This window comes from Neoasaia chiangmaiensis, assembly GCF_002005465.1.
GTDB classification, from domain to species: Bacteria; Pseudomonadota; Alphaproteobacteria; order Acetobacterales; family Acetobacteraceae; genus Neoasaia; species Neoasaia chiangmaiensis.
Genome location: NZ_CP014691.1, coordinates 207,631 through 233,717, shown reverse-complemented (window position 1 = coordinate 233,717; position 26,087 = coordinate 207,631). Strand labels below are relative to the sequence as shown.

Below are 26,087 nucleotides of genomic sequence, written 5' to 3'. Positions count from 1 at the left end.
ATGACAGGAGAAGGAATAAGAAAAGATGAAGGCAGTTCTCACCGTCGCCACGGTACTTGCCCTGGCTTCAAGCCTACCCGCCAACGCTGCAACCAAGTCCAACTCTGCGACTGTGGACCGGGATTTCAGCCGCCTCTCGCATGATGGTCAGGTGGCGTTCGCAGACATCGCTCAGGCACAAACCGCGCTGGCCGCAGGCCAGACGACTCAGGCGCTTCCCCTCATCCAGGATGCCGAAAGCCGTCTCGCTCATGCGGCAACCGATCATAAAGCCTTTGTCAAAGCGGAAACCGAGTTGCCGTCGGCGGCCGGCGCACCGCAGCACGGCGTGCGCCACACGCCGTCTGCCACGCCGGACACGTGGATTCCTGTTTCGGGCAGCTATGTCGTCGCGGACGATCTTGCGCCGGATAAACAGCAGGCCGTTCAGAACGCCAACCAGCATCTGACGCAAGGCCGCAAACCACTGGTCGTGCAGGATCTGAAGATTGTGGGCATTGATGTTGACTACATCATCGGCCTGGCACCGCTGCAACAGGCATCAGGCGACGTACACCGCGCTTCCGTTTTTCTTGACGGTGGCGACGCGAAGGATGCCAACGAAGCGTTGCAGGGGGCGCTCGATACCGTTGTTTTCGTATCGCAGGACACGTTGGAAACCGTTGCCCCGCAGGGCAATGCGCCTGTCACGAAGCATAAACGCGTCTGATGCCAAGCCTATGTCTTTTCGGCCGGCTTCTAGCGGATGCGGCCGAAAAGACGTTCCAGCTCCGTACGGCTCAATTTCAACCAGGTCGGTCGTCCGTGCGAGCAGGTTGCCGCGCGTGGCGTTTGTTCCATCTGTCGGAGTAATGCCGACATCTCATCAGCGTTGAGACGACGTCCCGCGCGGATGCTGCCATGACAGGCCATGCGCGCAATGGCTGCGTCCATGCGTCGTTCCACGGCGGACGCATCCCCCGGTGTCAGGTCAGGATCGTCGAAGAGTTCTTCCGCAAGGTCGCGCAGAAGCGTTGACGGATCGCTCCCCTGCAGAAGATCGGGCATGGTGCGCAACAGGATGCTCCCACCGCCGAAAGTTTCAATTTCCAGACCAAGTGTCGACAACATCTCCCGATGCAGAAGAAGCTGATCGGCCTGGCGGGAGGGCAGATCCACGACCTCTGGCAGAAGCAGCCTTTGTGCACGAATACGCCCGGCGCCGAACTGGCCAAGGAGCCTTTCATGCGTCAACCGCTCATGTGCCGCATGCTGGTCCACCAGAACCAGATCGCCATCCTCCGCCACTGCGATGATGTAGGTGTCGAGCACCTGCGCAACGGCTGCCCCCAACGGATAGCTCTGCCCTGACACCGAGGGTGCAGCAACAGGTGGCTCGAGACGGCGCGCGGCAGGGGCGAATGTCTCACCGGTGTCCGCGAAACCGCCCTGCACGCGCTGCGGCACGGGAGAAACGGGCGTCACTGGCGGATGCGACTCCGGAGGCGGGTAGTGAATGGCCGGGCGAGCGCGTTGCAACGAGATACGCTGGCCCCCTCCCCCGGCACCGCGCCCCAGCCCTCTTTGAAGCGCACCGATCACGAGGCTGCGGACAGCCGCCTCGTCTGCGAAGCGCAGTTCCGTTTTCGCAGGGTGCACATTCACATCCAGCGCTTCCATGGGCATGCGGAGATGCAGGGCGACCACCGGCTGTCGTCCGGGCTCGATCAGCGGACGATACGCAATCCGTATGGCCGTTTTCAGGACCGGATCGCTCACGGGACGGTCATTGACAAGAAAGAACTGTCCCGTCGCCGTTGAGCGTGTGCACGCCGGCCCTGCGAGAAAACCGGTGAGGTGAAGTTCCTGCCGCTGTTCATCCAGGGGATGGAGCGCATCAGTCTCGTTCAGAATCGCCTGCGCGCGTGAAAGCGGCGTCTGCACCGGCAGGTCCAGCACAACACGATCATCCATGCGCAACAGGAACGCACAATGAGGCGCCGCCAGAGCCAGCCGCCGAACGGTGGATTCGGCATGTCCGGCTTCGACGCGGGGACTTTTCAGAAACTTTCGTCGCGCGGGAGTTGCGAAAAACAGGTCTTCCACGACGGCACGCGTACCTGGCACGCCTGCGGTCGGGACAGGTGGCGTGATGATGCCCCCGTCGACGGCCAACAACCAGGCCGTGTCCGCATGCGGCGTGCGCGAGGTCAACCGAAGCCGCGCACTGGCGCCGATCGACGGCAAGGCCTCGCCACGAAAACCCAACGTCTTGATCTGCACGAGCGTATCGTCGATGAGCTTGGACGTACAATGGCGCTCGACTGCCAGCAGCAGTTCGTCCGGCGTCATGCCACATCCGTTATCGACGACCTCGATACGGCCCGTCCCACCGGCAAGCAATGCGATCTCGATTCGATCCGCGCCTGAGTCGATCGCGTTCTCGAGCAGCTCCTTCAGCGCTGCCGCAGGACGCTCAATGACTTCCCCGGCAGCGATCAGATCGATCACATGGCCGCTCAGGCGGCGGATCGTCGGTCGCGCGATCATGCGCAACCCGGCAACTTAAAAGATTCCGAGAAAGCCCGAGGACTTCGCCCGAACGGTCGGCGTGGCGCCCGAAGCCGGGCCTTTGCCCAGCGCCGATTCTTGCTGGATACGTCTGTTTTCCGCCGTTCCATCGACGACGGAACCGGCACTTCCGCCGTGCCAGAACATAAGATTGTCGACCAGTCCGGCGCCTGCCGTGCCCAGCTCCGCGTTGTTTGGCGCGCTGGAGGCCTTGTCCACTTCTCCCACAAGCGCGCTCTGCCCCGCGCTCGTGCTGCCCTGGGACTGATGCAAGGCGGCGTTCGGCGACAACGTTTCCAACGCCTGCATGCTCGGGCTTTCATCCGGCGCCTGCTGTCCGGAACCCGGTGCGCTCAGCTTCTCCGACGGTGGCATCGACAACGGTGCGCGCGTCGTCACCGTGTATTCATCCGGCGTGGAACGTTCCAGGCTGAACGCACGGGATATGTCGTTACCGGAACAGCCGGCAAGCAGCATGACGCCACCGAGCAGGGGCAAGGCACGCTGGACGAAACGAGCGGACGAAGAAGGATGCTGAGCCATGATGGCATTATTCCTACGCAACCCGAACCGTTCGGACAAGTGGGTCAATTCAATGCACCCTTGCGTCTGCACGCTCGGCAAGGAGCGTATCGACAAGCCATAATGCCACGCCGCAGACAATGGCCGAATCAGCAACGTTGAAGACGTACCAACTCCAGCCGAAAGCATGCGCATGAATGAAATCGACGACCGCGCCAAAGCGGAGCCGATCGATGACGTTACCGATCGCCCCCCCGGCAATGCCCCCCATGGCGATGGCCAGTGACAATTTCACGGTCCGGGTCAACTGCCACAGCAGTGCAACAACGGCCAGGAGCGCCACGGTGCAGAAAATGACCGGACCCGCCTTGCCCAGACCGCCCAGCATGCCGAACGTAACGGCATGGTTCCAGACCATCGTGAAGTTCAGGAATGGCGTTAACGCAACGCTCCCGCGCGCCGGCAGATCGAACCGGTAGAGTATCCACCATTTGCTCGCCTGATCGGCCGCCAGAACAAGCAGCAGGACAATGATCCCGACAAGGAAATGCCGCTGCTGCCGTGGCGCGATCACGCGGAGGCTCCCGATCCCTGCGCTTCGACGACGGCCACGCATCGCAGGCAAAGGCCGGAATGCGCGTCATGTGTGCCCACTTCCGGCAGCACCCGCCAGCAACGCAGACATTTCTCGCCCGGTGCTTCCAGAACGCGCGGTCCACCATGCGCTTCCGGCGTGCCGGGCAATTCCTCCGACATCTCTTCGTCCAGATACAATGAGGGCGCGTTCGGCAGAATCTCGATATCGGCCTGGGAGACGATCGCAAGTTCCGCCCAATCGACGGTGCCCAGCACGCCGGCTTCCCGCTCCGACACCGGCAGGACGAGTTTCGCCTCGAGCGACGAGCCGATGACGCCGCCGCGACGCGCGGTTTCCAGTTCCGTGGTCACCACCCGTCGAACAGCACGCAGGCGCGTCCAGCGGTCGCCCAGTTCCACATCGTTCCAGATTGCTTCCGGCTGGAGGAACGGCTGCAGGTGCACGCTCTCCTCATGCCCGAAACGCGCGGTCCATGCCTCCTCGGCGGTGAAGACCAGCACCGGCGCCAGCCATGTGCAGAGTGCGCGATGCAGGATATCCAGCACCGTGCGCGCCGCGCGGCGGCGATGGCTGTCCCGCGCATCGCAGTAGATCGCATCCTTGCGCACGTCGAAATAGAATGCGGAGAGATCCGTGGTGCAGAAGCCGTGCAGCGCCGGGTAGATGCCGACCCACTGATGCGTCTGTACGCCGCGATCGATCATGCCGCCCAACTCGCTCACGCGATAGAGGATGTATTTTTCAAGTTCCGGCAGGTCGTCATAACCCAACGCCTCATCGGGTGTGAAACCATCCAGCGCGCCAAGGAGCCATCGCAGCGTGTTGCGCAGGCGGCGATAGAGTTCTCCCTGCTGCTTGAGGATTTCGTTGCCGATCCGCAGATCTTCATTGGTATCGGAATTGACAACCCAGAGCCGCAGAATGTCCGCGCCGAGCTTGTCGGTCACGTCGGCAGGTGCAATCACGTTGCCGAGCGACTTGGACATCTTGCGCCCCTGTTCGTCCAGCACGAAGCCGTTCGTCACCAGCGCCCTGAAGGGCGCGATCCCGCGTGTCCCGACACTTTCCAGCAGGGAGGACTGGAACCAGCCGCGATGCTGATCCGACCCTTCGAGATAGAGGTCCGCCGGGAAATTGAGCCCGTCGTCACCCAGGACGAAGGTGTGGGACGATCCGCTTTCGAACCAGACGTCCACGATGTCGAAAACCTGTTCGTAATCCGCCGGATCGCGATCGGGACCCAGGAAGACAGCCGGGTCGGCGCTGTACCAGATATCCGCGCCATGCTCCCGCATCGCTTCCACGATCCGCGTCATCACCGCGGGGTCCCGCAACACCTCGCCCGTCCCTTTCTGGACGAAAACGGCAATCGGCACACCCCATGCACGCTGACGGCTGATGCACCAGTCGGGCCGCTGCTCCACCATCGAGGTCAGTCGATTGCGGGCGATCTCCGGCACGAAGGTCACGTCCTTCAGGGTGTCCAGCGCCTTGGCACGCAGTTCTCCCTTGCCATCCATGCGGATGAACCATTGCGGCGTGGCACGGAAGATGATCGGCTTCCGCGACCGCCAGGAGTGCGGATAGGAGTGATTGATCGTCCCGCGCGCCAACAGGCCGGCGGCGACATCGCCGTTCGAAATCCAGCGTTGCATCGCTTCCGCCAGGGCCTCGCACACCGGATCGGCAGCCTTGAACACATGAAGCCCCGCGAAATGCGGCACCCAGGGCGCGTATGTGCCGTCGTCCTGCACGAGTTCAGGCACCTCGATGCCATACTGGCGCGTCAGCAGGAAATCGTCCTGACCATGAGCCGGCGCCATATGCACCAGGCCCGTTCCCGTATCGGTCGTGACGAAGTCGCCGGGCAGCATCGGCACGTCGAACTCGTAACCATAGCCCCGTAGCGGATGGGCGCAGATCGCCCCTTCCAGCGCATCGCCGGGCAATGTGTAGAGCACGTGATGAGAGACGATACCCGTGGCAGCGCAGAAATCCGCGACGCGCTCTTCGGCGACCAGCAGACGCGCCCGCTGCGGCACCAGACTGTCGGGTGAGACCTCGTCCGCGCGCAGGACGACGTAGGTGATATCCGGCCCGTAGGCGAGCGCGCGGTTGGCCGGAATGGTCCATGGCGTCGTCGTCCAGATCACGGCGGAGACGCCTGTCAGCGCCTGCGCGGGCGTGGGATCCGCCACGATCGGGAAGGCAACGTAGATCGTGGTCGAGGTGATGTCGTGATATTCGATCTCCGCCTCGGCGAGCGCCGTCTTCTCGACCGGGCTCCACATGACGGGACGTAGCCCACGGTAAAGCTCACCGTTCAGCAGGAAACGGCCAATTTCCTCGACGATGCTCGCTTCGGACGCGAAATCCATCGTGGCATAGCGGTTCTGCCACTCGCCCTGCACACCAAGGCGCTGGAATTCCGCGCTCTGGATATCGACCCATTTACGCGCGTATTCACGACATTCCGCACGGAATTCGAGAATTGGCGTCTCGTCCTTGTTCCTGCCGCTCTTGCGATACTCTTCCTCGACACGCCATTCGATCGGCAGGCCGTGACAGTCCCAGCCCGGCACGTAACGCACGCGGAAACCGCTCATACGTTGCGCGCGGTTAATCACGTCCTTGTTGATCTTGTTCAGTGCATGACCGATGTGCAGGTGGCCGTTCGCGTAAGGCGGGCCGTCGTGCAATGTGAATGTCTGCCTGTCCCGCCCGCTCTCCGCGATTTTCGCGTCCAGACCGGCCTCTTTCCAGCGTGCCAGTGTCTCTGGCTCACGAACAGGCAGGCTACCGCGCATCGGGAACGTTGTACGGGGAAGGAATACCGTATCGCGATAGCGATCCTGCGACTCTGTGCTGGCTTTGTCAGACATCTTCAATCAATCGAACGGGTCAAGGAACCGCGAGTTATGCGAAGATGCGGAGGAAAGGGTCAAGAGGCCAGCGCCCCGAACCTCATCCACAAGCCGGATTTTGAGCCTCATTCGCCATATCGCCGACAATTTCAAGTTCGTCGCCCTCGACAAGGACGGTCGATCCGCTGATTGCCGCTATTCGCGCAGCCGCCTCAAGCATCAGCAGATGACGATGCCACGCAAGATGATGAAGAAATTGCATCGTTCCCAGCATAACCACCTCCCCTGCGCCTGAATTGGCCCATGATTGTCATGAACAACGCAGATGACGGCGGTCCCGTTTCCCTTATTTGCCGGATCGTCTCATGACTGACGGAGAACCGGGTCCGCGAAGCGGCGGTTTTCCAGAACCGGCAACATACGTCGGGCGTCGGCAATACGGGTGGAATCGATATCGTAGAAGCCAAGCGCCGGCGCTTCCCCCAACGCCAGAACGATGACGCCCAGGGGATCAATCACCATGCTCGCGGCGCAGTTCCGCGACCCGCACTCCCCCACTGCCACGACATAGCAGGTATTCTCAAGTGCGCGGGCAACGTTGAGCACCTCCCAATGGCGCTCCTTGCCCGGGCCGCGAAACCATGCGGCAGGCACGACGATCACCTCAGCACCGGCAACCGCCAGGGCGCGCGCCACTTCGGGAAAGCGCAGATCGTAGCAGGTCATGACGCCGACCTTCACGCCAGCCACGTCAATCACCGGCGGCAGTTCGTTCCCGGGTGCGGTCCGCTCGGACTCACGGGCGCTGAATGCATCGTAGAGATGCAGTTTGCGATAGCACGCCACCAGCCTGCCGTCGCGCAAGGCAAATAGCGTGTTGTGGAAGCGCCCCGCGCCATCGGGCACATTGACGCAGCCCATCACGGTTATGCCATCGGTTGCCGCGGCCAGCCCGGCCATAAAAGGACCATCAAGCGGCTGCGCCGTCTTCGGCATGATTTCCGGATCGTTGATGTCGCGCGCCAGAACCCCTTCCGGCAAAACGAGCAAATCCGCGCCGCCAGCCTTTGCCCGGGCGATCAAATCGAGACACGTCGCCTGATTTGCCTGCCATTCGGCCGCAACAGCAAACTGACCCAAAGCCACTTTCATCGGCGTATCCCCCCGCGGTGCATTTCAAGCCCGAAGCGACGGTCTGTCTCTTCCGGGGAAACATATGGACATTGCGCTGAAACGCAGTCATTCCCATGGCGAAACACCGCCTCGCCATCGATGACCGCAATCCTGACGCGTATGCAATTCGCCATGCAAGAGGCGGCGGCACAAGATGTTGTTTTCTTTCCAACGGATCGCTTGCATGGAACCGGTTCCTTCACGCTTCATCGTCTTCGCGGCAGCGCTGGCCATTCTTTCGTGGTCCAGCGCCTATCCCATCGTGCGCATCGCCTTGCCCGAGATCGCGGCGATCCCCCTTGCCGCCGCCCGATATGGTCTGGCCGCAACGCTCGCGCTGGGTTGGCTGCTCTATCATCGTCCACCGTTTCCCGCCCGCCGGGACTGGCTGCGCTTCGTGCTCTGCGGCGCGATCGGCATCACGATCTACAATATCCTGTTCAACACCGGCGAGCAGACGGTGTCGGCCGGTGCGGCGAGCCTCATCATCAGCGCCGCCCCGCTGCTGGCGACCCTCATCGCGGTCTTTCTCATGGGGGAGCAGCTCTCAGCATGGGGATGGATTGGATCACTGACCAGCTTCAGCGGTGTGGCGATGATCGTTCTGGGCATGCGTGACGGCCTGTCGTTCGGCTCCGGCGCGGTCCTCGTCATCGGCTGTGCCATATCGGGTGCCATCTACACCACGGCGCAAAAGGCGCTTGTCCGGCGATACGGCGCGCTGACCACGACCGCCTACGTGCTGATCGTCGGCGCGCTTCTGCTGTCGCCCTGGTGGCCACAGGCCGTCGACGGACTTGCACGCGCGTCCTGGCATACCCGTGCCGCAGTGATCGAACTCGGCATATTTCCTGCGGCCCTCGGTTATGCCGCATGGGCCTATGTCATCGGCATCCGCGGCGCGGCGCGGACGGCAACGCTGCTCTATCTCCTGCCCCCTACCACGATCGTGCTGGCATTTTTCCTCACCGGCGAAATTCCGACCGTTAACACCCTTGCTGGCGGGGCGGTCGTCATGACGGGCGTCTTCATCACCAACAGGTTCGGAAAGAAAACATTTTCGCCGGTCAAGGCATCCTGCTCGTAAGGCGCGCGGTTCAGCGCCTCGTGCGAATAAAGGCCACGAAGGCGCGTAGTGGCGGCGGCATGTGCCGTCGGCTCGGATAATACAGATAAGGACCGCTGAACGTCTGCCACCACGGCTTGAGCACCGGCACCAGCGCGCCGCTCTCCAGATGCGGTCGTAGCCACTCTTCATAAAGGTGGATGATGCCCAGACCTTCCACCGCCGCGCTGATCGCCAGATCGACAGCCGCGCCAAGGCGCACCATCAGCGGCCCTGTAGGTTCGACGCGGAGGATTTGACCTGCCCGCTCGAACTCCCATGCCGGCATCGTCCCGCTCGAAAATCGCCCACGCAGGCAGGCATGTCGTTGCAGATCAAGCGGATGCTCGGGCCACCCTCTGGCGGCCAGATAGGACGGCGCCGCCGCCGTCGCGAAACGCTGCCAGCGCGGCCCGATCGGCACGGCGATCATGTCCTGCTCCAGAGCCTCGTCATAACGTATTCCCGCATCGCAACCGGCGGCCAGCATATCCACGAAACCGTCCTCCACGATGACCTCCATCGTGATGTCGGGATAGGCCTTGAGGAAAGCCGGAACGATCTCCGGCAGGATGAGCCGGGCGGCGCCCCCCGGCACGTTGATCCGCAGCGTGCCGGCCGGCCGATCGCGGAAATCGCTGACGGCGGCGATTGCCGCGCCAACTTCGTCGAATGCGGGAGCAAGGCGATCCGCCAATCGGCTGCCGGCTTCCGTGGGATGCACGCTGCGCGTATTCCTGTTCAGCAGGCGCACACCCAGTTGTGCCTCAAGCCGCCGGACCGCTTCGCTGACGCTGGAGGCCGAGACATTCGTCCGGCGCGCTGCCTCGCGGAACCCGCCTGCCCTGACGACGGCCATAAACACTGACAGATCCTGCATCTCGACCGACATTGTGCACAATTCCGAACAGGGTGTTTCGTGAGGCGCCGATTGTGAGCAGGCAGCGACAGGATCATCATTGCCATATAACGAACCAGGGGAAACAGGCGAATGACCAATGTGAACCATGCCGGAACCTACCGTCTCGGCGACGACACCGTGAACCGCATGGGATATGGCGCCATGCAGCTTGCCGGTCCGGGCGTGTTCGGCCCACCGAACGATCGGGCGCAGGCCATCGCCGTCCTGCGCGAGACGGTCGCATCCGGCGTCAATCATATCGACACCAGCGATTTCTATGGACCGCACGTGACGAACGACCTCATCCGCGAGGCCCTCCACCCCTATGCCGCCGATCTGCGCATCGTCACGAAAGTCGGGGCGGTGCGTGGTGAGGATGCATCCTGGCTCCCGGCCCAGAGCCCTGCCCAGTTGACGCAGGCGGTGCATGACAATCTCCGGCGACTGCGCCTCGAGCGTCTCGATGTCGTCAATCTGCGCGTCATGGGCGACGTGCATGCGCCGAGCGAGGGTTCCATTGAAGAGCAGTTCACGACGCTTGCCGCGCTGCAGCAACAGGGTCTGATCCGCCATCTGGGGCTGAGCAACGTCACCGCAACGCAGATCGACGAGGCACGGAAGATCGCGCCGGTCGTCTGCGTGCAGAACCTCTATAATATCGTCCACAGACAGGACGAGCCTGTCATCGCGACCCTGGGCCGCGAGGGGATCGCCTATGTGCCGTTTTTCCCGCTTGGCGGATTCACCCCCATCCAGTCGACAAAGCTGAACGACATCGCAACGCGGATCGGCGCCACAGCGCGTCAACTGGCGCTGGCCTGGCTCCTGGCGCATGCGGATAACATCCTCCTTATTCCCGGAACGTCGTCGACCGCCCATTTGCGGGAAAATCTTGGCGCCGCCGGATTGGAACTCGATGCGCGGACCCTGGCGCAACTCGACGCCATCGCCGGCGAAACGACCTGAGTCATCCGTGGGACCGGTGCTCGCTGAGCCGGTCTCACAGCCTTTCCCTTTCCATTCGGATCGAGGCCCAGTATGGATCGCCAGGAACGACGGGCTTTTAACAGCGAGATCGAATGAACAAGGCTGCCAAATCCAACATATTGCTGCGTTTCTATCGTTCGCTGATGCCCAGCGACGCCAGGTTCATCGACTATTTCTGTTCGCATGCGCAGCTGATCGTGGGGGCCGCCGCCGCGTTCCATCGCCTGACCGCCAATGGCGACGACAGCGCATTGCAGGTTGCCGAAATCAACCGACTGGAGAACGAGGCGGATCGCATCACGCGCGCCACCGTTCTCGACATTCACCGCTCTTTCGTGACGCCCTTCGATCGTTCACAGATCCTCGATCTGATTACCGCGCTCGATGATACGATCGATCTGATGAAAGATACCGGCCGACGCATGACGTTGTATGGCGTGGCCTTCACGCCGGAAATGCGCGCGATGGCGGAGTGCTCCGAGCGTGCTTCACGCCTGATCTCCGAGGCGATGCCGCTCCTCAACGCCATCGACAAGAACGCGGAAGCGCTGGGCAAAATGTCCGTTGCCGTCCGCGCCTGCGAGAGCGAGGCGGATGACCTGCTGGACCGTGGCCTGCGCACGCTTTTCGCAAGCGACATGACGGCAGGCGACAAGCTGATTATCGAAAAGGTCTATGACCTCGTCGAAGCCGTCGTCGATCGATGCGAGGATATCGTCGATGTGATCGACGGTATCGTCGTGGAACAGGTGTGATCCGTCGGCATGATGAATATCATCGCGGACGCGCCAATGCTCGTCGGGCTGATCGCCGTCGCCCTGATTTTCGATTTCCTCAACGGACTGCATGACAGCGCCAACTCGATCGCCACCGTGGTCGCGACCCGCGTGCTGCGGCCCCTGACGGCCGTTGTCTGGGCAGCGTTTTTCAATTTCATCGCCTTCGCGGTGTTCGGCCTGCATGTCGCCGGCACGATCGGGCATGGTCTCGTCGCACAAAGTCTGATCGACTCCACGGTCATCTTCGGCGCGCTGAGCGGGGCGATCTTCTGGAACGTCCTGACCTGGAGGCTGGGCATCCCCTCCAGCAGCAGCCACGCGCTCGTCGGCGGTCTGATCGGCGCCGGTATCGCCAAGGCCGGTTTCGGCGCAGTCCTGTGGGGCGGTCTGGCGACGGTCACCTCGGCCATCGTCCTGTCGCCCCTGACGGGCGTCGTCGCAGCCATGCTCCTCATCCTCGTCGCGTCTTGGCTTTGCGTCCGATCCATGCCGCTTGCCGCCGATCGCCGGTTCCGGCACCTGCAACTGATCTCCTCCGCCCTGCTCAGTCTCGCGCATGGCGGTAACGACGCGCAGAAGACGATGGGCATCATCACCGTCCTTCTCTACGCCCAGGGCAGGCTGAGTGGCCCCTTCCATGTCCCGCTCTGGGTGGTCCTCAGTTGCCAGACCGCCATGGCGCTGGGCACGCTGTGCGGTGGCTGGAAGATCGTCCGCACCATGGGCACCCGCATCACGCATCTGACGCCGATGCAGGGTTTCAGTGCCGAGACGGGCGCTGCCGCGGCCCTGTTCGGCGCGACATGGCTTGGCGTGCCCGTCTCCACCACGCACACCATCACCGGCGCCGTGGTCGGCGTGGGCGCGGCCCGCCGTGTTTCAGCGGTGCGCTGGGGAGTCGCCCGCCGAATCGTCATCGCATGGGGTCTGACACTTCCCGCTGCAGCGCTGGCCGGTGCTGGCGGTTACTGGATCGGACGTCTCATATGATTTTGCAGCCTATCTGATTTTCTTCGGTCAAAAGTTGGCTTTTTCTCATCAAACGACCTATCTTTCCCGCAGGAGGCTCAGATGGACGTTATCCAGTTACCGACCAGTTCCTTCGAGAAGCGGGAGAAGCAGAAGTCGGATGATCGCCGGCTGAAAAGGCGGCTGATCGGCATGCTCGTCGGCATCGTTCTGGCGCATGTCTGCGTCGGTTGGGCGATCGCTGGCACGTGGATGGACGATCAAGGGTACTTCCACACGAATTATATCGCTCTGGCCGCGACATTCTTCTGGAGCATGTTCTTCCTGTATCACGTCGGCATATCCTGATCCGTCAGTTTTCCTCCTTGGGAAGCGTCGCGGGCAGGCGCATGGCGACAAAAAAGAGCAGCAGGTGAAAGGCGCACAGGAACGCAAAGGCAGCCGTAAGAGCATCGGTCGTCGACTTCTGTGTTCCCAGCTGCCAACCGAGCAAAATCGCGCATAGCGTCGTAATGACCGGACCACCAAGGCGCTGCACGATATTTGATGCCGTCGTCGCCATCGGCAGGTCGGGTTTGGCGATAGAACGGTAGCCGGCGCTCATTGCCGGAATACCGACCGCGCCGATCCCGGCGCCCCTCAGCAACAGTCCGACGCTCGACATCCAGAATGAGAAGCCGTTCCGAGCCATGACGACGAGGAGCAGCGTGCCGGACAACGCCGCAATGGCACCGAACGATGCCAGCCGCCGAATGCCAAAATATGCCGTCAGGCGGCCCATGAGCGGAAAGACACACATCATCCCCAATGCCAGAGGCATCATGAAGAGACCAGCGCGCTCGGGAGACATGCCGCAGTCGCGTATGAAATAGACCGGCACAAGCATCTGACCGGCAAAGGAAACGCCATTCATCAGGAACAGGCCACCAAGCGCAATACGAAACGGCGGCACCTTCAACAGCCGCAGATCGATCAACGCCCGCTCGCCCTGCCGTCGCGCCCAAAGCCAGTATGATACGGCGGACGTCATCGCCGCGAGCAGGGCTGCCAAGCCGCCCATCGCAGCGACATGATCCAGTCCAAGAAGAAACAGAACAGAAGCAACGGAAACCAACCCAAGTCCCCGCAAATCCAGTGACCTCGGCGCTTGTCGATCGCTCTCCTCACGCAAAAACAGCATCGCCATGACGACGGCCAGCCCACCAACGGGAAGATTGAGCCAGAACAGCCAACGCCAGGACGCAACGTGCAGCAGCACGCCGGCAATGGCAGGACCGAAAAGAGGCGCAAGCAACACCGGCATCGTCATGATGCCGGCCAGTTGCGGCAGGCGCTCCCCGGCAACCCGCGCGACGACCAGCTGCGCCATCGGCGTCAGCAGTCCACCACTCATGCCCTGCAAAATACGGAAGACGATCAACGACTCGCCAGACCAGGCGAGGCCACATAGTGCCGAAGACAAGGTAAACGCCACGAAACAGGCAAGATAGACGGCTCGCGTGCCGAAACGATCCACAAGCCAGCCGCTGAGTGGCAGCGTCAGTGCCAACGCCAGCAGATATCCGCTCATCGTCCACTGAATCGTATTCAGCGAGGTTCGCAGTTCATGCGCGAGAGTCGTCAACGACACATTGACGATCGTCGCATCCAGTTGCGCCATAAATGATCCGATGGCTGCAACGGCGACCACCTTCCAGACATCGGACGACCATTGCCCATCGCGTATATCATTTACGAGAGGTTTCATCGGACCTACTTTTCATCGGACAGTCCCTCAGTCGGATCCCTCCGACGGGCGTCATTGGAAATTGAGCCAATCCTCAAACAAGGCCGGATATTTGAGCACGCACTCAACTTCGTCAAGCCGTTCAGCACTGGTGCCTCAGCGCGCCGATGGCCGACAGCGTGTCGCCGCAATCCTGAATGCTGCGGCACAGGTGTTCGAACAGCGGGGCTACGATGCGACGACGATGGCGGAAATCGCGACCAGCGCAGGCGCGCGGATCGGGTCGCTTTACCGGTTCTTTCCCAACAAGGAGAGCGTGGCTGAAGCACTCATGACCCAGCAGATGGCCATCCTGCATGAAGAATATGCAGCCATCCAGCATCGCGCCGACACGATCGGCACGCCGGAGTTAGCCGACCTGCTGGTCGATCTGCTCGTGACCCACTACCCGCGTATCAACGCCCTGCCCATCCTGATGGACGCCCACACCAACCGGACGGAAATACGCCGGCATTCCCGCGCCCTTGCGCTGGCGGGTATCGCCGCAGCAATCGGGAAACATGCGCCGCACATATCGACGGCGCAGACCGCCGATATCGCAGCTGTCGTTGCCAATAACATGAAAACAATGCTGGGTATGACCAACGGCAGCCTGCCGACCAGCAACGGCGCATCAGACGAATTGCGCTTCATGAATCGGCTTTATCTGGTATCGAGGCTGAAAGCTGCGCCGATCGAATAAACGACGCACATGTCAAAATCGGGACTGGCGGTTGCCGACGCTCGAACACACATCAGCCAGGGAACCGCGTGCGCCTTTTTGCCTATTTTCTGCCTGTCGCAGCAACCGTCATCTGCCTCGTTGGATGCACACCGCCAGACTTCAACCATCCCGGTCCGCTTGCGAACGATGCAGCATACGACGGTCTGTTTCCGCAATGGGCCGAATTATGCGCCGTTTCGCAGATATCCAAGAAGCCGGGCTATGGGGCGGATATTGCTGGCGGCCCGGGCGGCCATGCCGTCATGTTCCTGCACGGTGCGTGCCTCGATCCACATTCGACCTATCCGGTGTTGCACGCCTGTGCCGATGGGGGCACCGGGATCAGCATGAACGCCCATTTTGTCAATGCGAACTGGGTCGGCATCGGGGATCGCGCGTTCTTTTTCGATGGCATCCTCAGGCCGGGTGAAGGACTTGGCCGCGCCGATTATCAGGCAACGAAGGCCGAGGCGCAGAAACGCGGGCTTTACAGCGCGATCAATTTCCGGGACTGGGCCGTCGCCGACAGACCGGCCGGCACCTCACGCGAGTCATGGAAATACGAGGTCTCCATCGGCACGGATTATGCGGTCAGTTTCGGCCGGGCGCGTTACTGCGCACGGCTGCCGCTGACGGAAAAGCAGATGAGTCGCGCCATCTCCTTCCTCAATAGCCGTAACGCACCCTATCATCAGGGAGAAAAAACCTTCGACACCAATGTGTTGCAGGACAACTGCAATCATCTCACCCATAACGCGCTCGCCGCTGCGGGCTTCTGGCACAACTGGCCGGTCGATCGTTTCATCCTGACGTCCGCCTTCAGTTTTCCCGTGCCGAAAAATGAGGTCGTCAATCTGCTGGACCGCGCCGCGCGTCATGCACCCGATGATCTGCACGCGCTATATCACGATCCGTTGACGCGGCGCTCGCTCATGGATGACGGCTGGTTGCCGGGTGAACCGGGCATCATCCTGGACTCCCACCCCGTCAGGACACCGAACGACGTTTACAACACCAGACTAGCGCTGATCTTTTATGACGACCCGGTTCTGGGGCACTATCATCGTGCATTCCAGCGATATCTCGATGCACCGCGCTATCACGATCTGCGCGCCAACCTTTTATGGTACCGTGCCCTGTATGCTCGAATCAGCGCCGAAAGAAAGCCGCTTGCGTGGTGGCTGGGGCGCGAGCCTTCCGATTTCAGCGCTTTCTACAACGCATATTACGATTGGCTCACACGTGAGCAGGCATTGGTCGAGCGCGGTCTCAACCAGTTGCCCGCGCCCGGCGCCAGCGCATGGTCCGTAATACCAGTCGAAACGCCGCCAGCGGCAACTGCACAATCCAGCGCCCTCCGAAGTCTCCCGCCAGCAGGGAAATGACGCCATCGCGCATCCGGAGGAAATTGCGGGGATTAAGCAGAAGCTTTCGCTGATCCGGGTCGTTGATCCCATAGATCATCCAGGCCACGCGGCGCATTTCCGCCTTTGTTCGGCGCTCCTCGCGTCGCGCGGCGCGTCGTCCGGCTTCCGCACTGCGTAGCCATGCCGAAGCCACCCGCGCGCCCCGATAGGCACTTCGCATGGCCAACAGCACGCCGGAGGAAAAGACAGGATCGAGAAAGGCGTAGGCATCCCCGATCATGTAATATCCCGCCCCCCAGTTGCGGTCGGCGCGATAGGAGTAATTGCCCGTCGTCGAGAGCGGGTTCAGTTGTGTCGCATTTGCCAGACGCCGGGACACGCTGGGGCTCTCGGCCACCTTCTTCCAGAAAAGATCGGTTCTGGGACCCGCATGTTCCCGGAACGCCTTCCGATCGCCGACGAAACCCACACTCATGACGTCATCACGCAACGGGATCATCCAGAACCATCCATCCTCGACAAGATGGATCGAGATATACCCTTCCATGCCCGATTCACGTCGCTCGACATGGCGGAAATGGGTGAAGATCGCGGCCGTGGAATTATGCTTGTTGGCCCTTCGCTCGTGGAAGCGATGCGACAGGAAACCATCGCGACCGGACCCATCGAGAACAAACCGCGGTGCAAAGCGGCGCACCCGCTTCTGTCCATCGACAGCCAGAATGTCCGCACGCTGGCCCGGTGGAAAACGGGCTTCGGTCACGCGTATTCCCTCCCGCGTGGACACGCCATGCGCCGCGGCATTGCGGAACAGTATCTCGTCGAATTCCGAGCGCCGAACCTGATAGGCATGCGTTTCCCTGGCACCGATCGCCCATCGGAACGGAAACGCCACCCGCCCTTCCCCGCCATCGGAGACAAACTCGGCACCCGGCTTGAAAACGCCGATCTCCTTCACCTGCGGCAGTACGCCCAGATCGCGGAGCAGCGGCAGGTTGCATGGCAGAAGGGATTCGCCGATGTGGAAGCGCGGATGATGCTCCTTTTCCAGCATCACGACGGAATAGCCACGGCGCGCCAGCAGCGTCGCCGCCGTGCTGCCGGCCGGTCCGCCGCCAATCACCAGAACATCGCACAATTCCGGTGCGATTGCCTCGGTCATGCCATGCCTCCGTTGATTCCGATTGTCTGCCCGGAGATATAGGCCGCCCGTTCGGATGCCAGAAAGGCCACGAGATCGGCCACCTCATCCGGCTGCCCGGCACGTCTGGCGGGCACCATCGCGGCAATGGCCCCGGCGTCCAGCACTACGCTGGTTGCCGGAGATTCGATAATGCCCGGCGCCACGGCGTTGACCGTGATGCCTCGGCTTCCGACCTCCCGCGCCAGGGAGCGGACGGCACCTTCCAGCCCGGCCTTGGCGGCGGCATAGTTGACCTGCCCCCGGTTGCCCATTCGCGCGGTGACGGAAGACAGGGCGATGATACGCCCCCAGCGCGTCCGCGTCATGGGCAGCAACAGTGGCTGCACGATATGGAAAAAGCCATCCAGCGAGACCGCCAGGACATCGCGCCATTGCGCGGCACTCATCCCCGCCATCGTTACGTCATCGTGCGTCCCGGCATTATGTACGATCACCTGCGGCACACCCTGTGTCGTAAGCCCGGCAAGCGCCGCGTGCGTCGCCGCAGCGTCGGTCAGATCACATATCCAGGTTTCGGCCAAACCACCTTTCCGGCAGATCGTCGTCGCAAGATCGCGTGCATGAGCCGCCGATGCGTGCGCATGGATGATGACATGCAGACCATCCGCCGCCAGACGCCGACATATGGCAGCGCCGATCGGGCTGGCGCCACCCGTGACCAGAGCGCGTTTCATGCATTCACCGTTGAGATCGATCGAAACATCACGATCCCACGCCCCGCCAGAAGTCTTTCGCCTTTCTCTGACGAGACACGAAACCCGTAGATCATCCCGGCTGAATCCGCCTGCTCACGTGTGACGTCGATGGCTAACGCGCCATAATCAGGACAGTCGAGCCATGGCACTGCAATCTCCATGTCACGCAGGACGGCGAGATAGCCGGGCGCCTTTTCTCTCCCGGCAGTCAACGCCCCATGCAGGGCCGCCGCCTGCATCGCCATCTCCGCGCCGGCTCCTGCCCCAAGGCGACCATTCGCCCGCAATGGATTGTCGGGCAGCAGATGCATCCGCGTCTGTGCCGAAAGTGTCGTGTCCGTCCAGCCCAGACAGGTATCGAGCAGGCATGATCGACCCTGATGCGGGATCAGCGCGAGAATGTCAGCACGTTCGAGGGCAGCGGTCAGGGGCATGGCGTTACCTTGATATGCAAAATTCCGGGCTGACAGACCATTTGCAGCGGCTTACCCGTACCGCCTCGTGCGATTTCGCGGAGCAGCGGAATGCTTCTGGCTGCCGGGTTGCCCATGGCCAAACGGTCCAGCGCCTCTAGTGGAATGTCGTCCTCCGTGACCGCTGTCGGGCAGTATGCGGCGTCGAGTGTCGCAAGACCGTTGGTCGTCGTTGCAGGATCGAGCAGCAATGCGCAGCCAAAAGCTTCCTGCGTGATGCGCACGGTGCCAATCGGCCCGGGGATCGGCAGGTCGTAGGCCACGAACAGAACCGGCGCATCTTCGACCACGCATTCCGCCATCGCCTTGAGCAATCCCTGGCCGAAGGACCAGTCGAAACATCCGAGCGCGGCCGCCGGCGCGATCGTGCCCTGGCCGATCGTCCAGTATCCGGCAGTCGCGTTATGGACGGAGTTATGGAAGCGCGTCGGCGACACCTCGCCACCGGGCGTCGTCACCGCACCGAGAATATCATCCACGACGCCTCCATCCCCGTTCGAACTGGCAAAAACGCTTCGGAGCGCCGCAGGTGCGAGTCCGGACCGCACGCACGCATCTTCCGCCAGCGCGAGCGCCAGCCGTGTCACAGGCCCGCAACGACGTCGTTCATTGGGCGGCAGACAGCTTGGCGCCGGCGGCAGCACCGGCGACGATGCCCAGCCGACATCCCCACGCAGGACCGGCGCCGCCTGCAACCATCCCGAAAGTCCCGGTCCCCAGACCGATGTTCCACGCAGGATGACCTTCATCCCGCAGCACCGAACAGGAGGCTGCAATTCGTGCCACCGAAGCCGAAGGCATTGCTCATGATGAAGGCTGGCGACGCCGCAATTGTCTCCGTCATCACGGATGATTTGAAGGCCGGATCCACGGCGCCCACGTTCAGGCAACCCGCGAGGTAATGCTGCCGCAGCATGATCGCCGCCATCATCGCCTCGATGATACCCGACGCCCCCAGCGTATGCCCGGTCCAGCCCTTTGTCGACGCGCAGGGAACCTGATCGCCGAAAACCGTGAAAACAGCGCGATCCTCCATGGCATCGTTGGCAGGCGTGCCGGTGCCATGCAGATTAATGTAGTCGATGTCGGAGGCCTGCAATCCGGCGTGGTCAAGCGCCTGAGACATCGCCGCCACGGCACCGCGTCCGGCCGGGTCGGGGGATGACATATGGTGTCCGTCGCTGCTCACGCCATAGCCGAGCCAGCGTGCGAGAACAGGGGCATCGGGCCGGACGCCGGTTCGCTCCAGCAATACGAACCCCGCGCCTTCGCCCACGGAAATCCCGTCGCGCGCCACATCGCAGGGGCGCGTCATACCGGGCGCGACCAGTCCCAGCGACGCGAAACCGCGCAATGTCATCCGGCAAAGGCTATCAGCCCCACCAACGACAACCGCATCGCAAAGTCCCGCTTCCAGCCAGTGCCGCGCGTCGACAAAAGCACGCGAAGACGACGCGCAGGCATTCGAAACTGTCAACAACGGCCCTTCCAGACCCAGTTTCGTCGCCACGAAACGCGGCAGCGAGAAAAGGTCCTGCGTGCGCGCCTGATCGAAATCGGCTGGCATGGCGCCAGTTTCGGGATCGGTTGCCGCATAGGCATCCTCGGCACTGAGGATGCCCGACGTGGAGGTTCCCACCACGACAGCAACGCGCGCGCGACCGTAGAATGCCGCAGCCGCGGCCACGGCTTTGCCGAAACCGTCCAGCCCCAGCGCCATATCGGCCAGCCGGTTATTACGGCAGTCGAACCCCGCAGGACCGGAGAACGCATGTTCGGCAACGCCCGCGACTTCACCGGCAAACCCCGCCGTGATGCCCGCGAAATCGCAAGGTCGCAGGCCCGAACGGCGGGCACACAGGGCCTTATCCGTTTCGGCCCAGCCCGCGCCAATCGCGCTGAGCACCGTACCGGCACTGATCGACAGTGGCGTCATGACGCGTTGGTTCTCTCTATCGCCGGGCGCTCCCCGGCCAGCAGGAAGCCATAGATCATCGCCAGGAGCACACCCGGCGCGACCGTTGCGCCGATATGCCGCAGAACCATGGTATGACACAACGCCAGCATCCCGAATGTCATGACCGTCATGGCATTGCAGATCAGGAGCGTACGCATCGTGCGCGCCCGTTCGGCATCATCGAGTTGCGGCCGTGCGAAGAACAACGCGTAGTCGAGCGTGACGCCCAGCACGAATTGCAGCGCCACAAGATGCACCAGGGTCAAGGGCACGCCAGCTAACGAGGCAGCCCCCATCATCGTGACGATCACGCTCATCACCACGCCAAGAACGCGCGCCACGCGTCGGATTTCCCTCAGGCCGAGGACAAGCACCGCGATCGCCAGAATACAACCTACAGCCATCCAACGGATGGTTCGATGGAGGTAATGGGCGCTGAGGCCGTCCATTTCCTGGCGGAAATCCAGGACCATCACGTTCGGTATATTCTCGAAAGCCCTTGTGACCGCAACGCGATCCCGCACGTCTTCCGGCAAGAGCAGGCCCCACCATCGGCCGTCCCGCTCGAACAGGAGCGGCGACAATGCCGCTGCCAACGGCGTGTTATGAAAATCCTGCGGAATCACTGGCGGCGACTGACGCGCCATGGCGACATCGGCCGTGAACCCATCGAAAGCGTTGGCACGAAACGGCAGATCCCGTCGCGCCTCGTCGACGGCTGCCTTCAGAGTGGCTGGATCCGGCAAAGTGGCGGCTCGACTGCGTTGCGTCGCGGCGGCGGGGAGAAGGCGTGTCGCGCTCTGGGCACCGGCCAATGCACCTTGCGCGCGCAGTGCGGCGACAGCCGGTTCCAGCGCCGTTTCACGTTCGAGCACCCCCTCCGCGCTGACATCGGACACGGCCACCAGCAGCGAAGCATCCGGCACGCCGAGATCGCGCCGGAACGCCGTGTCCAGTTGGCGCAATTGATCGGGAATGGGGCTTAGCGCGGTCAGGCGGACATCGAATGCCGGCGGGTACCAGACGATAACCCCCACGCTGATTAATACCGGCACAAGGCAAATCGCGCGTGCCTGACGCCATTGCTCCATTCGCGCCAAAATCCGCGATGGACCGCTGATATTTGGCGCCAGATCCGCCGCAACGATCAGTTTCGGCATAATGTATAACGTCACGAACGCCGCTGTCAGCAAACCCGCCGCCGCGAAAACACCCAATTGCGCGAGTCCGGTCAGGCCGCAGAACATCATACCCGTCAGGCCAAGCACTGCCGTGGCCACCCCGATACGCATGCTCCTGCCGATCCGGCGCAACGTTGCCTCCGGCCCTTCCCCGCGATCCCGGTGCCCGACCAGCAGCACGGGATAGTCGAGCGAAACGCCGAGCATTGTCATGCCGAAGCCGAAAGCCACGCCGTGCACGTAACCGAAGACCGCGCGCACCGCGATCATGCCTGCGCCGAGAGACAACAGGAACGGCACGCCGATCGCCGCCAGCATCCACAGGGAGCGAAAGCGCCAGTACAGAATGCCAATGACCAACAGGAGGGAGGCGGCAGAGATCGTATCGATATCATGCCGCATACCGCCCGCGCTCGCCTGCGCGAAAACGCCCGGACCGCTGAGCAGGAGCCGCGCTTCCTTGGGATGCAGGGCCATGAAATCGCCCCGGATGGCTTTTTGTGCCGACGCCTGATGCGGCAGGTCCATGCCCGCTGCCCGCGTGCGGATCAACAGCAAGGCGCGCGGCGCGCGTTCCGTCTGTTCGGGCGCGAACCATACGCCCTGGCGAAAGCCGACATAGGCATCGGGTGAGAATGATCGCGCCAAATCGAGAAACGCACCCGTGGGATCGCGCAGCAACATGCCCGAGAACGGCGCGCCAGATTCAGAATTCAGGTCGTCCAGCAGCCTGCCGAAGGACTGCCGAAGCGAGGTCGGCCGGAAATCCCGACTGGCGGCATCGGGCGCCAGAACATACCGGTTCTGGAACATAATCCGACGCAATGCTTCATCGCCCTCAATCGAAAACGCACCGTTCGCCACGGTCACGAACTGGCGGTCCTGTGCCAGGGCGTTGCGCAGTCCCATGCTGAGACGCGCCAACTCCGGCTCCGGCGCGTTGTCGATCCCGGCCATAATGACAGTACCCGCGACGCCTTGCTGAACTTCCCGCAACAGAAAGCGCGACCCCGCATCGTGGCCTCGGGGAAGGAAACCGGCCATGTCCATACGCAACGGAATGACGATGAAAACGCCGCCCGCGAACATGGCGGCGCATACGAACGCCATCGCGAGCCACCAGTGTTTTCCTGACGTCATTTAGGGATCGATAACCAGCATCTGCCTGTCGCCGTTTCTCAGGACGACGCGAACGCTATCGACGACGTTGTTGCGCCCCGCCAGCGTAACATTCCGAACATATCGCGCCGCTTCCTGATCGACGGGCGACAGCAGGAGAGTCCAATGGCCTAGATCGCCGCTGGCGGAGAGCGTGTAGTAATGCCTGAGCGCCTGACTGTCGCCGGAAAGGGGCGCGCGCAGGGTGGTTGCGAGAACGGAAAGCTCGGGGCTCTGATCGAGCATGATTACATGGACCGGACCATCGCCACGCCGGATCGATACCCTGTCGCCCTGGATGGTCATGTCCTCGAGGCGCGGGGTGATCGTCGTCTTTTCGAGAAAATCCGGCTTGCGGAACGTCAGCGTACCCGTCGTCACGAGCGGGCGGTCGAGGGCCGCAATCTCACGGTGTTCCTGGAAATGGCGGGCACGTTCCGGCACCTGCCCCAGTTGCGCGACGATACGCGCGGCAAGTTCCGCGCCCTGATCGGCAGCCTTCGCACCGCCGATGCCCGTCAGGATGCCGACCGCAAGGATAACGCGAACAGGCTTCATGTCGTCTCATTCCAGTAGTCGTAGAAATTGAACCATGCGAACGGATGCGCCCGGCATAGATTTTCCATCCATGCCGCATATCGTTCAGCCGCAGCCTGAACGAGCGCACGACGCCCACGACCCTGCGTTGCCAGCAGGCTGGGCATGGCTTCGAATTTCACATCATAGGAACCATCGTTCCGACGCAGGGCACTGGCCATCACGATGGGCGCACCGGTGAGCAGGGCCAGACGGAATGGTCCCTCAGGCAGCCGGATTTCACGCCCGAACAGGTGCACGCCGACGCTTCGCCCGGCAATCGCCGCGCGATCCGCCAGAATGCCGACCACCTCCCCACGTGCCAGACTCTCGGCCACCTTCAACATCGTGTCCGGCTGGCCGATGGCGATGATGCCCGCCTCATAATCCGGCGCCAGCGCCTCGAGCGCAGCCGTCGCGCCACCCAGATTGCGCCGATACATAAGCATGCGCATGCGAATATTGCGTTCGGCCCCAAGTGCACGCATGGCGTCGAAGGAACCGATATGCGCGCCCAGAAGCAGGCAGCCTTTCCCGCGCCCAAGTGCGTCGAGCAGGACATCACGACCCGAAACATGCAGTTTCGGCTCGTCGACGCCCCCGAGAAGAAAATACACGCGATCCAGCGTGACCTCGGCAAAACGGTGGATATGCCGGAATATGTCGCGCAGGCCGATCTGTCGCCCGAGGATGCGTTGCAGGCAGACGCGTGAGCCGCGCCGCGCCCGATAGTCCATCACGAGGAAATAAAAGCTGATCGGCCACAGGAGCATCGACGTCCGGCGACGGCCAAAGCGTCGCGCGAACCCGAGCAGCGCCGTCATGACAATTCGGTTGCCGCGCTCTGGCACGACCCAACGGATATCAGGCCGGTTCATGCCCGCGCTTCATTTCGAGCACAACACGCAGAACCGTTTCATCCGCGCGCCGACCATGCAACCAGATGGTATTGTCCGAACGGCGTGCCAGAAACTGCACGGTCTCGTCGGGAAAGACCGGTTTCAGAAACTTCACCATCCGGATGTGCACAGGGAATCCGACATCGCCCCATTCATTCGCCAGACACGCCAGTCCGGCGTCCAGCATCATCACGCCCGGCACAACCGGCATGCCGGGAAAATGACCGGCCAGACATGGATGATCGGCGGGGATGTTGAAAGCACCAAGGGATTCCTCATCCTCATGGTTGCTGGCCAACTTGCGAAGAGACGCGAGTGTCAGCTTGCCCACGGCGTTACGTGGCAAGGCATCCAGCATGCGAATGCCGCGCGGCAGGAAAATCGGGTCGATGTGCTGTTTGAGAGCGTGAAGAATTTCGTCCGCCGTCCGGCCCGGCGCGACAGCGAACACCTGCATCCGTGCCGCCGGATCGGCGAGGCGCTCCCCGTCCGGCGGCAGGAAAGCACCGTCCTCCATGCCCGGAATGGCGTTCAGCGCGGCATTGAGCGCCGAGAGGGAGGCGCGTTTGCCGCCCAGTTTAATCAGATCGCCGATACGCCCCAGCAGTCGAAACCCACGCGCGCCCGTACGCTCCACAACGTCAGAAATCGGATAGGCCGGCGCGCCAGGCGCCGCGATGGTCGCTCCCGCTTGCGTCACCGACAACTCGATACCGTCGTAAAGCCGCCATTCCGGGCCTTCCAGCGTACGGCGCGTCGCCGCCGATCCGATCTCGGTCGCGCCATAGATTTCCATGACCTCGGTCTTGAGCATCTCCTCGGCATCCGCGGCGACAGATGCGTCAAGGGGCGCTGCCGCCGAAATCACCCGGCGAACCGGCGGCAGGTCGAGCCCGGCACGACACAGGCTGCGGAGCTGCAACGGGGTCGTCACCAGCATCCTTGGCGCGGGGGCCTGCCGAAGCTGATCTTGCCAGTCGGCGGGATAGCGACTGGGACCCACCGAGAGCGAAACGCGCGTGTTGAGGCTTTGCAGGACAAGTGTCTCGAACCCATACATATGATAGGGTGGCACGGTCCCAATGATACAGGCACTCTCCGTCTCCGGGTCCAGCAGATCCAGTGCGGCAACACTGCGGGCCACCAGCGCGCCCCAGCTTTTCCGATGCCCGATCGGCCTGCCCGTGCTTCCGGACGTGAAAACGATCGCCGCCAGCCTGTCAGCCGGGAAGGACGGATTGACCGGCACATCATCGGTCGTCCGGTTCCATGCCCATGGATCGGGCAGAACGATCCCCCCTTCAGGCAGGCTCGATGCATCCGGGTCGCCCTCGACCGTCACGGCGATGGCATCGTGCGTTGTCAGCAGGTCGAACAGCCGATCGGCTGCCCGCTCGCTTGTTAAAAGCGCGTGCTTCCCGCGCAACAGGGTGGCGGCGAACAGGAACATGAATCGTCCCGTATCGCCGCATAACGGCATGACAGGGCGATCGGGCAGCAAGGCCGCCAGACGGTGTGCCGCTGCCAGGAATTGCGTGCCGGTAATATGCCGATCGCCCCGCAGCAGAAGCATACGCTCCGGCGCATGGACCAACGAGAGATCCGGCCAGCTTTCAATGGACGACTGTGGCAAGCCTTGC

General features: G+C 62.5%; 25 protein-coding genes. 8 read left to right on the top strand and 17 right to left on the bottom strand.

Annotated features, from left to right (window positions below):
- The first annotated feature begins 25 nt into the window (after nt 1–25).
- Nucleotides 26–709 carry a YfdX family protein gene (locus tag A0U93_RS01085; protein WP_077805740.1) on the top strand — a complete coding sequence of 228 codons (684 nt, stop codon included), beginning with the start codon at nt 26–28 and terminating at the stop codon, nt 707–709.
- 29 nt (nt 710–738) lie between these two features.
- Here the strand turns inward: A0U93_RS01085 and mutL are convergent, their stop codons facing one another.
- The 6 genes from mutL to A0U93_RS01060 all read right to left on the bottom strand — a co-directional run bounded on the left by mutL (nt 739) and on the right by A0U93_RS01060 (nt 7,686).
- Complete coding sequence (mutL, locus tag A0U93_RS01080) at nt 739–2,529, bottom strand: DNA mismatch repair endonuclease MutL (protein WP_077805739.1); 1,791 nt, start codon at nt 2,527–2,529, stop codon at nt 739–741.
- Between the two features lie 15 nt (nt 2,530–2,544).
- Entirely contained in the window at nt 2,545–3,093 is a 549-nt protein-coding gene (locus A0U93_RS01075; RefSeq protein WP_077805738.1) for a DUF3035 domain-containing protein, read from the bottom strand.
- Between the two features lie 49 nt (nt 3,094–3,142).
- Nucleotides 3,143–3,646, bottom strand: coding sequence for a signal peptidase II (gene lspA / locus A0U93_RS01070; protein ID WP_245824989.1), 504 nt, complete (start codon nt 3,644–3,646; stop codon nt 3,143–3,145).
- Complete coding sequence (gene ileS / locus A0U93_RS01065; protein WP_077805736.1) at nt 3,643–6,552, bottom strand: isoleucine--tRNA ligase; 2,910 nt, start codon at nt 6,550–6,552, stop codon at nt 3,643–3,645. Before ileS ends, lspA begins: the two co-directional genes overlap by 4 nt.
- An 82-nt stretch (nt 6,553–6,634) precedes the next feature.
- On the bottom strand, nt 6,635–6,808 hold the full coding sequence (locus A0U93_RS16345) for a hypothetical protein (RefSeq protein WP_169852670.1): 174 nt from the start codon (nt 6,806–6,808) through the stop codon (nt 6,635–6,637).
- Nucleotides 6,809–6,897: 89 nt separating this feature from the next.
- Complete coding sequence (locus A0U93_RS01060) at nt 6,898–7,686, bottom strand: deaminated glutathione amidase (protein WP_077805735.1); 789 nt, start codon at nt 7,684–7,686, stop codon at nt 6,898–6,900.
- Between the two features lie 205 nt (nt 7,687–7,891).
- Between A0U93_RS01060 and A0U93_RS01055 the strand changes: the two genes are divergently transcribed.
- Complete coding sequence (locus A0U93_RS01055) at nt 7,892–8,794, top strand: DMT family transporter (RefSeq protein ID WP_077805734.1); 903 nt, start codon at nt 7,892–7,894, stop codon at nt 8,792–8,794.
- Between the two features lie 10 nt (nt 8,795–8,804).
- Here A0U93_RS01055 and A0U93_RS01050 read toward each other — a convergent pair whose 3' ends face one another.
- A complete protein-coding gene (locus A0U93_RS01050) occupies nt 8,805–9,704 on the bottom strand; it encodes a LysR family transcriptional regulator (RefSeq protein WP_077805733.1) in 900 nt (299 codons plus the stop codon).
- 99 nt (nt 9,705–9,803) lie between these two features.
- Between A0U93_RS01050 and A0U93_RS01045 the strand changes: the two genes are divergently transcribed.
- The 4 genes from A0U93_RS01045 to A0U93_RS01030 all read left to right on the top strand — a co-directional run bounded on the left by A0U93_RS01045 (nt 9,804) and on the right by A0U93_RS01030 (nt 12,796).
- The gene (locus A0U93_RS01045) at nt 9,804–10,679 is read left to right on the top strand and encodes an oxidoreductase (protein WP_077805732.1); all 876 of its coding nucleotides are present in this window, start codon (nt 9,804–9,806) and stop codon (nt 10,677–10,679) included.
- 113 nt (nt 10,680–10,792) lie between these two features.
- A complete protein-coding gene (locus tag A0U93_RS01040; protein WP_077805731.1) occupies nt 10,793–11,455 on the top strand; it encodes a DUF47 domain-containing protein in 663 nt (220 codons plus the stop codon).
- 9 nt (nt 11,456–11,464) lie between these two features.
- On the top strand, nt 11,465–12,469 hold the full coding sequence (locus A0U93_RS01035; RefSeq protein WP_077805730.1) for an inorganic phosphate transporter: 1,005 nt from the start codon (nt 11,465–11,467) through the stop codon (nt 12,467–12,469).
- Nucleotides 12,470–12,550: 81 nt separating this feature from the next.
- Complete coding sequence (locus tag A0U93_RS01030; RefSeq protein ID WP_077805729.1) at nt 12,551–12,796, top strand: hypothetical protein; 246 nt, start codon at nt 12,551–12,553, stop codon at nt 12,794–12,796.
- A 4-nt stretch (nt 12,797–12,800) separates the two neighbouring features.
- On the opposite strand, the gene A0U93_RS01025 is transcribed toward A0U93_RS01030, so the two are convergent.
- Nucleotides 12,801–14,195 (bottom strand): DHA2 family efflux MFS transporter permease subunit, encoded by a 1,395-nt coding sequence (locus tag A0U93_RS01025; RefSeq protein ID WP_077805728.1) that lies wholly within the window; start codon nt 14,193–14,195, stop codon nt 12,801–12,803.
- 130 nt (nt 14,196–14,325) lie between these two features.
- Between A0U93_RS01025 and A0U93_RS01020 the strand changes: the two genes are divergently transcribed.
- Both A0U93_RS01020 and A0U93_RS16100 read left to right on the top strand, forming a co-directional pair.
- Nucleotides 14,326–14,916 carry a TetR/AcrR family transcriptional regulator gene (locus tag A0U93_RS01020; protein ID WP_255318306.1) on the top strand — a complete coding sequence of 197 codons (591 nt, stop codon included), beginning with the start codon at nt 14,326–14,328 and terminating at the stop codon, nt 14,914–14,916.
- 68 nt (nt 14,917–14,984) lie between these two features.
- The gene (locus tag A0U93_RS16100) at nt 14,985–16,322 is read left to right on the top strand and encodes a hypothetical protein (protein ID WP_147151177.1); all 1,338 of its coding nucleotides are present in this window, start codon (nt 14,985–14,987) and stop codon (nt 16,320–16,322) included.
- Here the strand turns inward: A0U93_RS16100 and A0U93_RS01010 are convergent.
- From A0U93_RS01010 to A0U93_RS00970, 9 genes are read right to left on the bottom strand one after another with little or no spacing between them, the layout of a single operon-like run.
- Nucleotides 16,207–17,466, bottom strand: a complete 1,260-nt coding sequence (locus A0U93_RS01010; protein ID WP_077805725.1) for an FAD-dependent oxidoreductase — start codon at nt 17,464–17,466, stop codon at nt 16,207–16,209. The two genes, A0U93_RS16100 and A0U93_RS01010, sit on opposite strands and share 116 nt — an antisense overlap.
- Nucleotides 17,463–18,182 (bottom strand): 3-oxoacyl-ACP reductase FabG, encoded by a 720-nt coding sequence (gene fabG, locus A0U93_RS01005; RefSeq protein ID WP_077805724.1) that lies wholly within the window; start codon nt 18,180–18,182, stop codon nt 17,463–17,465. Before fabG ends, A0U93_RS01010 begins: the two co-directional genes overlap by 4 nt.
- A complete protein-coding gene (locus A0U93_RS01000) occupies nt 18,179–18,637 on the bottom strand; it encodes a hypothetical protein (RefSeq protein ID WP_077805723.1) in 459 nt (152 codons plus the stop codon). The genes fabG and A0U93_RS01000 overlap by 4 nt, the downstream gene beginning before the upstream one ends.
- Entirely contained in the window at nt 18,628–19,425 is a 798-nt protein-coding gene (locus A0U93_RS00995; RefSeq protein ID WP_077805722.1) for a beta-ketoacyl synthase chain length factor, read from the bottom strand. The genes A0U93_RS01000 and A0U93_RS00995 overlap by 10 nt, the downstream gene beginning before the upstream one ends.
- A complete protein-coding gene (locus A0U93_RS00990) occupies nt 19,422–20,612 on the bottom strand; it encodes a beta-ketoacyl-ACP synthase (protein ID WP_077805721.1) in 1,191 nt (396 codons plus the stop codon). The genes A0U93_RS00995 and A0U93_RS00990 overlap by 4 nt, the downstream gene beginning before the upstream one ends.
- Nucleotides 20,609–22,954, bottom strand: a complete 2,346-nt coding sequence (locus tag A0U93_RS00985) for an MMPL family transporter (RefSeq protein ID WP_077805720.1) — start codon at nt 22,952–22,954, stop codon at nt 20,609–20,611. Before A0U93_RS00985 ends, A0U93_RS00990 begins: the two co-directional genes overlap by 4 nt.
- Nucleotides 22,955–23,530, bottom strand: a complete 576-nt coding sequence (locus A0U93_RS00980; protein ID WP_077805719.1) for a LolA-related protein — start codon at nt 23,528–23,530, stop codon at nt 22,955–22,957.
- Complete coding sequence (locus A0U93_RS00975; protein ID WP_077805718.1) at nt 23,527–24,426, bottom strand: LpxL/LpxP family acyltransferase; 900 nt, start codon at nt 24,424–24,426, stop codon at nt 23,527–23,529. The genes A0U93_RS00980 and A0U93_RS00975 overlap by 4 nt, the downstream gene beginning before the upstream one ends.
- Nucleotides 24,413–26,080 (bottom strand): AMP-binding protein, encoded by a 1,668-nt coding sequence (locus A0U93_RS00970; protein ID WP_169852669.1) that lies wholly within the window; start codon nt 26,078–26,080, stop codon nt 24,413–24,415. The genes A0U93_RS00975 and A0U93_RS00970 overlap by 14 nt, the downstream gene beginning before the upstream one ends.
- Between the last annotated feature and the right edge of the window lie 7 nt (nt 26,081–26,087).